Source organism: Pseudomonas sp., from assembly GCF_050739995.1.
GTDB lineage: Bacteria > Pseudomonadota > Gammaproteobacteria > Pseudomonadales > Pseudomonadaceae > Aquipseudomonas.
This window is the reverse complement of record NZ_JBOICG010000214.1, coordinates 1-9,804: the sequence shown is the minus strand read 5'-3', so window position 1 is coordinate 9,804 and position 9,804 is coordinate 1. Positions and strand designations below refer to the sequence as shown.

At 57.3% G+C, this 9,804-nt stretch carries 7 protein-coding genes; 1 reads left to right on the top strand and 6 read right to left on the bottom strand.

The features are described 5' to 3' along the window. The 3 genes from ACRESD_RS07460 to ACRESD_RS07450 all read right to left on the bottom strand — a co-directional run. The coding region (locus tag ACRESD_RS07460) for a carbohydrate ABC transporter permease (RefSeq protein ID WP_431750335.1) at positions 1 to 629 on the bottom strand (629 nt) is incomplete at its 3' end. A gap of 10 nt (positions 630 to 639) precedes the next feature. Then, positions 640 to 1,533, bottom strand: coding sequence for a carbohydrate ABC transporter permease (locus ACRESD_RS07455; protein WP_431750334.1), 894 nt, complete (start codon positions 1,531 to 1,533; stop codon positions 640 to 642). A gap of 181 nt (positions 1,534 to 1,714) precedes the next feature. Beyond that, positions 1,715 to 3,025 carry an ABC transporter substrate-binding protein gene (locus ACRESD_RS07450; RefSeq protein ID WP_431750333.1) on the bottom strand — a complete coding sequence of 437 codons (1,311 nt, stop codon included), beginning with the start codon at positions 3,023 to 3,025 and terminating at the stop codon, positions 1,715 to 1,717. 262 nt (positions 3,026 to 3,287) lie between these two features. On the opposite strand from ACRESD_RS07450, the gene ACRESD_RS07445 reads away from it, so the two are divergent. Further along, positions 3,288 to 3,569: a chitin binding peritrophin-A domain-containing protein gene (locus tag ACRESD_RS07445; RefSeq protein WP_431750337.1), complete on the top strand. Its 282-nt coding sequence runs from the start codon at positions 3,288 to 3,290 to the stop codon at positions 3,567 to 3,569. Between the two features lie 447 nt (positions 3,570 to 4,016). On the opposite strand, the gene ACRESD_RS07440 is transcribed toward ACRESD_RS07445, so the two are convergent. From ACRESD_RS07440 to ACRESD_RS07430, 3 genes are all read right to left on the bottom strand, one after another. Further along, positions 4,017 to 7,403, bottom strand: a complete 3,387-nt coding sequence (locus ACRESD_RS07440; protein ID WP_431750332.1) for a hypothetical protein — start codon at positions 7,401 to 7,403, stop codon at positions 4,017 to 4,019. A gap of 100 nt (positions 7,404 to 7,503) precedes the next feature. Beyond that, entirely contained in the window at positions 7,504 to 8,409 is a 906-nt protein-coding gene (locus ACRESD_RS07435) for a helix-turn-helix domain-containing protein (protein ID WP_431750331.1), read from the bottom strand. 72 nt (positions 8,410 to 8,481) lie between these two features. Then, the gene (locus ACRESD_RS07430) at positions 8,482 to 9,771 is read right to left on the bottom strand and encodes a glycosyltransferase (protein WP_431750336.1); all 1,290 of its coding nucleotides are present in this window, start codon (positions 9,769 to 9,771) and stop codon (positions 8,482 to 8,484) included. Between the last annotated feature and the right edge of the window lie 33 nt (positions 9,772 to 9,804).

The following is a 9,804-nucleotide window of genomic DNA, read 5'->3' as shown; positions in this document are numbered from 1 at the left end:
TTCCAGCACAGGATCAGCGACAGCAACACAGTAGAGGCCAGGCCACCCTTGGCGATCGGCAGCAGTACCCGGACCATTTCCTGCCACAAGGTGGCGCCATCCAGGCGGGCGGCTTCGAGGATGTCCTTGGGGATGTCCTTGAAGTAGGTGTAAACCATCCAGACCACAATCGGCAGGTTGATCAGGGTGTAGATGATGATCAGCGCAATGCGCGTGTCCAACAGGCCAAAGCTCTTGGCCAACAGGTAGATCGGCATCAATACGCCCACGGGCGGCAACATCTTGGTCGACAGCATCCACAGCAGCGTGCCCTTGGTGCGCTGGGTTTCGTAGAACGCCATCGAGTAGGCGGCCGGCACCGAGATCAGCAGGCACAAGGCGGTGGCGCTGAAGGAAATCACCACTGAGTTCCAGGCATACGCGAAGTAGTTGCTGCGCTCATTGATGTGCAGGTAGTTCTCCAGCGTTGGCGTGAAGATGAACTGCGGTGGCGTGGCGAACGCGTCGATTTCGGTCTTGAAACTGGTCAGCACCATCCAGAAGATCGGGAAGAAGATCAGGATCGCGATGGCCCAGGCCAACGTGCCGAGCAACAGGCTTTGCAGGCGGCGGGATTGTTGAAGCGTCATGGCGCGGCCCTCAAGGCTTGTCAGTCAGGTTTTTGCCGATCATCCGCACCAGGATGATCGCCGCGATATTGGCAATGACCACGGCAATCAAGCCGCCGGCCGAAGCCATGCCCACATCGAACTGCACCAGCGCCTGGTTGTAGATCAGGTAGGCGAGGTTGGTCGACGCATAGCCTGGGCCACCGTTGGTGGTGGTGAAGATTTCGGCGAACACCGACAGCAGGAAGATGGTTTCGATCATCACCACCACGGCAATCGGGCGGGCCAGGTGGGGCAGGGTCAGGTGCCAGAAGATCGCGATGGCGCCGGCACCGTCCAGGCGTGCGGCTTCCTTTTGCTCCTGGTCGAGGGACTGCATGGCGGTCATCAACAACAGGATGGCGAAGGGCAGCCATTGCCATGACACGATGATGATGATCGAGAGCAATGGGTAGTGCGCCAGCCAATCCACCGGCTCGGCACCGAACAGCTTCCACACGGCGGCGAGCACACCGGACACCGGGTGGAAAATCAGGTTCTTCCAGATCAGTGCACCGACGGTGGGCATGATGAAGAACGGCGAGATCAACAGCACCCGCACCAGGCCGCGGCCGAAGAACTCACTGGCCTCCAGCAGCGCGCTGATCAATACGCCGAACACCACGCTGATCAGCAACACACTGCCGACCAGCAACAGGGTGTTGGTGGCGCCGGGCAGGAAGCCCGAGTCGGTGATGAAGTAGGTGAAGTTCTCCAGCCCCACGAACTGGTTTTCACCGGGGTAGAGCAGGTTGTAGCGGATCAGCGAAAAGTACAGGGTCATGCCCAACGGCACGATCATCCACAGCAGCAACAAAGCCACCGAGGGGCTGACGAGGAACCAGCCGGGGTTGGCCAGGCGGTTTTTGGGTGTGGTTGTATTCATGGTGATCAGAACCAGTCGATTACAGGCAGAGCCAGAGTCGGAGCACGGTCAAATGTGGGAGCTGGCTTGCCGGCGATAGCGGTGTGTCAGCACACAGATTCATCAACTGACAGACCGTTATCGCGGGCAAGCCCGGCTCCCACATAAAGCGGGTTCCCACATTTACGAGGGTGAGTCAGGGTTATTTGGGATACCCGGCCCGCTTCATCTCGCGCTCGGTGGTGGTCTGCGCGGCGGTCAAGGCTTGGTCCACCGTTTGTTGACCCGTCAACGCGCCGGAGAAGAACTTGCCGACCTGGGTACCAATCGCCTGGAACTCAGGAATGGTCACCAATTGGATACCCACATACGGCACCGGCTTGAGCGTCGGTTTGGTCGGGTCGGCGACTTTCAACGACTCCAGGGTGACCTTGGCGAACGGCGCGGCCTTCATGTACTCGTCGCTGTAGGTCGACGTGCGTGTGCCAGGCGGTACGTTGGCGATGCCGTCGGTCTTGGCCACCAGTTGGCTGTATTCCTTGGAGGTCGCCCAACTGGTGAACACCTTGGCGGCGTCCTTGGCCTTGGAACTGGTCGGGATCGCCAGGCTCCAGGAGTACAACCACGAAGTCCCTTTGTCGGTCTTTTCGTGGGGGGCAAAGGTGAAACCGACATGTTCAGCTACCTTGCTTTGGGTCTTGTCGGTGACGAACGAGCCGGCCACGCTGGCATCCACCCAGATCGCACACTTGCCGCTGTTGAACAGTGCCAGGTTTTCGTTGAAGCCGTTACTGGAAGCGCCCGGCGGGCCGGATTTCTTCATGTTGTCGACGTAGAAGTTCAGCGCGTCCTTCCATTCAGGGCCGTTGAATTCCGGCTGCCACTTCTCGTCGAACCAGCGCGCCCCGTAGCCGTTGGCCAGGGTGGTGATCAGCGCCATGTTCTCGCCCCAACCGGCTTTGCCGCGCAGGCACAAGCCGTATTGTTCTTTGGTCTTGTCGGTGAGTTTGGCGGCGAATTCGCCGATCTGAGTCCAGGTCGGGTGCTCGGGCATGGTCAGCCCGGCGTTTTTGAACAAGTCGGTGCGGTAATAGGTGATCGAGCTTTCGGCGTAGAACGGCAGGGCGTACAGCGAGCCTTTGACCGAGAGGCCATCACGTACCGAAGGGAATACGTCGTCAAGGTCGTAGGACGCCGGCAGATCGGTCATCGGCTCCAGCCAGCCTTTGCCACCCCACAGTGCTGCTTCGTACATGCCAATGGTCAACACGTCGAACTGCCCACCTTGGGTGGCGATGTCGGTGGTCAGGCGTTGGCGCAGCACGTTCTCTTCGAGCACCACCCAGTTCAGCTTGATCTCCGGATGCTCGGTCTCGAAGGTTTTCGAGAGCTTCTGCATGCGGATCATGTCGCTGTTATTGACGGTGGCAATGGTCAGGGTTTGCGCGCCAAGGCTGACGGCGCTGAGGGTCATGCAGGTGCAAGCAAGCAGGGCTTTTGCTGTGAACTTCATCGCGCACTCCATCTCCGCGCCCAGGGGCTACGGAAGGACAGTTATTGTTGTTGTGTCTCCCACGACAGCTGGAAGAGTGTGCGTTGATTACAGCCTTCAAATGGCGCTGTGACAAATCCTTGGGAGCACTGGGGCTGATACTTTTTTGCACTATTGATGCCGGGCGGCCCGTGGTGCGTGTGAGCGTGCCTACCTGTTAGTTTTGACAGTAGACGCCTGAAAAGCGGGGAGGGTTAATGGTTTGGCAAAACCTAACCAGGAGATGTTTATGAACGGTTCCCAACGACGCTTCAAAAACGCCACGCTCTATAAAATTGCATTGGGCTTGGTCATCGCCGTTTCTATCAGTGCCTGCACGACGGAGCCCCCGGAATCACGAGAGCCTCCTTGTACCCAGGCTGGTTATTTTAAAAGTACCGATAGGGTAGGTGGGTATTACCGGTGTGTATGGAACGCTAATATTAATAGATGGATTCAATACCCCTACACTTGCCCGAATGGGCACGAGTTTGATGAAAAGTTGCAGAGGTGTGTCTTACCCTGAAATATTCACAGGGACTTGGTTTTACCACTATGAATGTGCAGGGATCAGTACGAGTACTGATCCCTGCTTGCTTTTATGTCAGATCGGATAGGGCGTCTGGATAATGCAAATATCATCCAGGTCATAAAGCCCGTTGGTGGTTGGGTTCTTGAAGGCTATCGAGGCTGTGAACGGCTGGCCGGGCAAATAACCGAGCACAATATCGGCGTTGAGCCAGGTATTAATGGCAGGCACATTAAACGTATTTTTCAATGTGCCTAAGTGGATCTCGACAAACGTCGGCCCACCAATAGCGGCGAACTTGCTGATCCGGCACCTGAACTTGACTCTGTAGTACCCCGCCGCCGCGGGTGTAAAGGTTTTGCTGAGTTCTACACCGTTGCCTGTATTGGGGCCTGACTGCCAGAAAAAGTTAGCGTTGGGTTCGCGTCGTATGCCCGAGTCAGGCTATTTACTGAGCCAGAAATTCATGTAGTTATCGGTGAACGACGTGCAGTTGTGGACCATCACGCTGTAGAGGGTGTACCGGGTGGGTGGAAATACTATGGCCCGCAACTCGTCCTTCTCACCATTGAGCGCGACCTTCAACTCCATCGTCAGTAGGCTGTTGTGTCCAAGATCGCCCAGATAACTATTCAGTACCTGTTCCAGGTGATAACCCTGGTTGATCCAAGCAGCGTCAACCGCACCGTTGTTGGAACCATCAAGCAGTGTCAGGTTGTGTGCCTTACCATTGGGATCTGTGCCGAACAACCTGAGCCACACCGGCTGGTACCTGGCAATGAACGGCCAGGTCGTCACCCTGGCTGTGGCATTGCCGACCAATGTGTCTAAATTGATTACATTGCTTGCATTAGCCTCATCGATCTTAATAACGGTGTTTTTCAGATCAGCCTGGGATAGCGGTTCAAGATTGACCGTAAGCAAGGTTGAGGGCCGAGTATCCAGGCCTTTGGTTACCGTGTACCTGATCGTGAATTGGGTACGCGTATTGCCGATATTCGCGGCAATCAGTGCTGCGTCCAGGGGAACGATTACGGTGCCATTGGATGTTCCAGATAGCGGTCCGATCACAGTCGAGCCCCGACCAGGGGTGCCCAAGACCTCCAGGTAGATTTTGTCGGTGAGCGCCATCGGGATATAGCTCACTTGCACATGAGCCCCGTTTTCTGCGTTCTTTGGCGCCAACGTAACCAGCGTTCCGGAGCCGCTTGCTTCTGCCAGAACAGGCACAGGGTACTGTGCAGGTAAGGCCTGGACCGTATAGTTGCGCTGCGGAAACCACACAGCGTTGGACAAATCGGTGCTTTGGTCAAACGTCACTGCGCAGCGCATGCTCACCTGCGTACCGTCCTTGAGCTTGCGTAATTCCGAAATGGGCGCCAATGGATGAAGGCCGTTCTGCTCGCCGTCCAATCCGACCAGGCTGGGGTAGTAAAAGGCGTGGTAGAAGGGACTGTCGTCTGCGTAAGTGCCGAGCATATCAAACCATGCCCACTGGAAGTGATGGATAAAAGGCCAGGGATCGACAAGGGCGCGCTCGGTCCCTTTCAAGGTACTGATATCCAGCACAGCATCCAGGGAGTGGCCTTCAAGATAGGATTTGGGTAGCGGCGGTGGCAGTAACTCCAGGTTCAACACGGGTGAAGGCTTTCTATGTTGGCCCTGGATCACGAAGTACTGCACCTGAATAAAATGCCCTTGCGCCTGGATGTTGGCACCCACCACCTCGGGGTCGATTTCGAAGTGCAGGACTTTCGAGGTATTGCCATCCTTGGTCTCGCAATACGTACCAATGCCCGGAATGCCGGACCAGCAGGCTTCAATACGATGGCTGGGTGTCATCTGTGGGTACTGGACCTCGATAGTCGCGCCATGTAATGCGGCGAGCGCCGCAAGTTGGTCGGGATAGCGGGTGGCTTGCAGTACTTCCGGCCGCAGCAGCGTCAGTGCTTTTCCCACGGTGACAATTAAGAGTTCCGAGTAACGTCTCGGGCCGTCATCCGCCGGGAGCAATGTGTAGCTCAGGCGAATTTCGCCATTGTTATTGGCGATGGCATATTTCGCGTCTATCGGGATTACGACGGGTTTGCCAGCAGTTCCTGGGTTGAGTTTCACGTCATCGCCGACGGTACCGCCGCTGCTATTAGAGCCCTGCCATGACCAAGTGAAAATGTCACCCGGAAGGGTGCGCGTTTCAGTCAAGGTCAGATTGAGGCTGCCCCCGATAATGCTATCAGGGTCCAGGTTGTTGAACGGGTCGAGATATTGCAGTTGAGGCGGCGGCATGGTGCGTGTAACGGCGCCGATCCGCACTTCCAGAACGTCGGACTTGCGTACCGTCTGGATGCCGGGGGCCATGATCAGCTTTTGGTCGTCTTGGACGAGGTAGAACACCCGAACCGTTGGCAGCCCGATGAAGCGCTCGAACTGATCCTTGCGCACTATGCGGGGGAGCGGCGGGGGTTCTTTGGCACCTGCCAGTAGTTCCTCTTCGTACTCAATGAGCCTGCCTTCAGGCGTTATCGCTTCCATGCGGAACGTCACGTTCCAGTCGGCGTCGTAGGGCGAGAATTTGGGGAAAATGGCCCGAAAAAAGGCGATCTCCGGGTCTATAGTGTCTCCTTCGATGGGATCGATGGTCATCGCCGGCATGGATTTCCTCGTGCCGGAGACTGCCACGTTCAAGCGCCGGGAGGTGCCGAGGGGGGTGCCAGTGGCTGTTGTCAATGTGTAGCGCAATTGCACGTGGCCATTGACCGCCATTTCAATGAGTTCACTGTCCAGGTCAGTGGTGGCCGACAGGCCGATTCGAGCGGGGAACGCTGGCAACGGGGTGGTAGTGCTTCCCCCATCGGCATCGAACACAACGACTGTCATGTGGATTAACGCGCCGACAGGTGTAGTTGTACCATTGGGTAGCCTTCTGGGAACGTATACCTCCGCTTGGTACTGCCCATCTCCCACGGTGTCTATATTGACCTCAGTGACTGAATGCCCATTGACCACCAGGTGCGGCCGTTCGAGTTCGTTCGGGTCCAGGTCGGCATCCACATTCACAGGTTTCGACCACTGCGGCACTTCCCCCGAAAAGTTGAACACCGTGTCGAAGATCCGGAAATAAATCACCACCACGCCACTGCCCCCGTCAATGATGGTTTGTTCTGGTACGTGTACGACAATAGGATCGAGACCGTCGAGGTGGTCTTGATCAATCTCCAGGAATACGGGGTGACCGTTCCACCACACTTCGATGGTGTCTCCCAACGTCATATTCGGGTAAGGATCGATCGTCAAGTCAACGCCGTCCTCGGCCCCCTCAGGGTCAAGCACGCCACCATTCTCCAGGCCAGGTGGCAGGTGGAGGATCAGCCTGGAGTGATAGTAGGGGTTGGTGCTAAGCCCGCCTGGACGGGTAGTTTTGGTATACCAGGTTTGCCAGGGGGAGTTGCTGGGAGTACCACTACCAAATCGAATGACTTCTGCAAAACAAGGGTAGACATAACCTCTCGGTACCAGGCTCTGATCGATTACCAGAGTGAAATCCGTGTTATCCAGATCCTCCTTTCGGACCTCATCCGATGCGAGGGCAAACGTAAAGCTTCCCATGTATACCTTGAAAATATCGCCTGCTTTGAGTTGACCCCAAGGCAGTATATGAACAATAAGCCAGGGCTCGATGTGTCGAATCCCCAGCCCGCGTTCAGCCCCATCTATCGGGCGCACCGCATCACTGACGATGGGCGGGAGGAGGTCGTCGACGGTATTCGGGGGTTGGTGGTGATGAGGCTTGCAGATCGGGCTGGGGCTGTCGGAGGGGGTGAGTTTTTTCATGGGAGGCGTTCCTTGTACAGGGAAGAAACCGGGCAAGGAAATCACACACCCCCACAAGGTGACGCGTATAGCTGTCAAAGTTGACAGTGGCGACGAGCGGTCAAGCCAGGTTTTGCTCCGTCAACCGTTGCACCACCAACCGCCTGTAGTGCGACGGCGTCATGCCCTTGAGCTGCTGAAAGCGCCGATTGAAGTTGGAAATATTGTTGAAGCCTGATTCGAAGCACACATCGGTCACGGGTTTTTCGCCATCGGCGAGCAACTCGCAGGACTTGCTGATGCGCAGGCGGTTGACGAACTCGACGAAGGTGCGTCCGGTGGCTTGCTTGAAGACTCGGGAAAAGTACGTGGGTTTCATCCCCAGGTAGTCTGCCACTTCTTCCAACGGCAACTCACGGGCGTAGTGGGCAAAGATGTAGTCCACCGCGCGGTTGGTACGGTCGATGCTGTGCTCGTCCGCCAGTTGTGGGGTGGTCACCCCTGACAGTAACTGGTAGTCCTCGCACGCATTCAGCACCTCCAGCAAAATAAAGAAGTGCCCCAGGCGCGCTATGCCCTTGGCATCCTCAATGCGCTGCATCAGGGTTATCGCCTGGGCAATGGTTTTTTTGCAGCGAAACTCGATGCCGTACTGCGCTCGCTCCAGCAACTGCGCCAGGGGCTTGAGTTCAGCGAAGGTCTGGCTGCCATTCTCGAACAGCTCATCGGTAAAGTTCACCAGCATGTCGCGCTTGGGCACCACTTCATCTTCTTCCACCTGGCTGATCCAGTTGTGGGGCAAGTTGGGGCCGGTGAGGAACAGGCTTTCCGGGTAGAAGTTGCCGATGTAGTCGCCGATAAACACTTTGCCGGAACTGGCGATGATCAGGTGCAGCTCGTATTCCTTGTGGAAGTGCCAACGCACCAGCGGGCAGGGGAAACCGTGTTGGCGATAGATGATGGACAGGCCGTTGTGGTCGTCCATCAGCTCGTAGGAAGGGTCGGTGATGCGCGTTGCTCGGGTCATGCTGCCGTCGCTTTATTGTGGTTGCTGCGTAGGATAATGCCCCCTTGCGTGCAACCTCGCCAGCGTCGGCGTTTAAAGCACGCGGTTTTTCGCCTCGATCCACTGGGACATGTACTGGGTGCTTTTGTGGGCATGGTGACGCAGCATGCTGCCGGTGAAGTTGTTGCGGCGATGCTCGGCAAGACGGCTGCGGCAGTGCTCGAGGCACGCTACCAATGCCGGCCCGTGGACGTTCTGGTCGTAACGCCGGGCCAGCAGTTGGCGACCGTTTTCCTGGGCCTGGGTCCAGCGCTCGCGATCCTGGTACAACGCCACGGCTGCCGCTGCCAACGCGGGAACGTTGTGTTCGATCACACCGGGCCATGGTTGTTCGTCGCCCATGGCTTCGGCGCCGATGGGCGTCGTGACATTCGGTGTGCCGCAGAGCATGGCATCCGCCAACTTGCCCTTGATCCCGGCGCCAAACCGCAACGGCGCCAGGCAGATGCGCGCCGCGGTCATCACTTGCAGGGCATCTTCGGCCCAGTTCATCACATGGAAACCTTGCGCCGGGTTGTGCAAGGCCGTGGCCTTGGGCGGGGTGTAGGCGCCGTAGATATGCAGCTGGGCGCCGGGCAGTTGCTGGCGGATCAACGGCCAGAGACGGTTTTTCATCCATAGCACCGCATCCCAGTTCGGCGCGTGACGGAAGTTGCCGATGCTGAGGAAGTGCGCACGGTCTTCAAAAGGCGCAAAAGGCTCGGTGGGCGGCTCCATCATTAAAGGGCACCAGTGGAGCAGGGCAGGCGGCACCTTGAACTGTTCGGTGAGCAGGCGGATTTCCACGTCGGAAATCATCAGGCTGATGTCACAGCGATAGATCGCGGCGATCTCGCGCTTGGCAAGGTCCGTGTCGGCCATCCGTTCGAATTCCTGCTGGAGGGCAGGGGTAAAGAGCGCGCTGAAGTCATCACTGTCGGGATTGGCCTTGAGGCAGTCCTTGAGGCGTTGATGGCGTGCGTCGCGCAGGCTTTGCAGATCGGAGGTTTCCAGTACGCGCAGAGCATCCGGGCAGCATTTCTCGACGCGCCAGCCGAATTGTTCTTCCATCATGAAACGGTCGAACAGGACGATTTCCGGGGCAAGCTCGCGGATAAAGTCATCGAAACTGCTGTTATTCAACGCGATGGCGCATTCGCTGATGCCTAAGGCGGGCAGGTCGGCCTTGTGCTCGCCGATGGTCGCCGGGCTGCTGAAGGTAATGTCCCAACCTTGCGTAAGAAAGCTCTCGAGAATTTGCATCATATGCCCGCCTGCGGCCGAGGAACGGGGTTCCGGCCAGACGTAACCAATGACCAGGACTTTGGTGGCGGGTTGATTCATCAACAACGGCTTCCTTGAAGGGCGGGCAAAAAG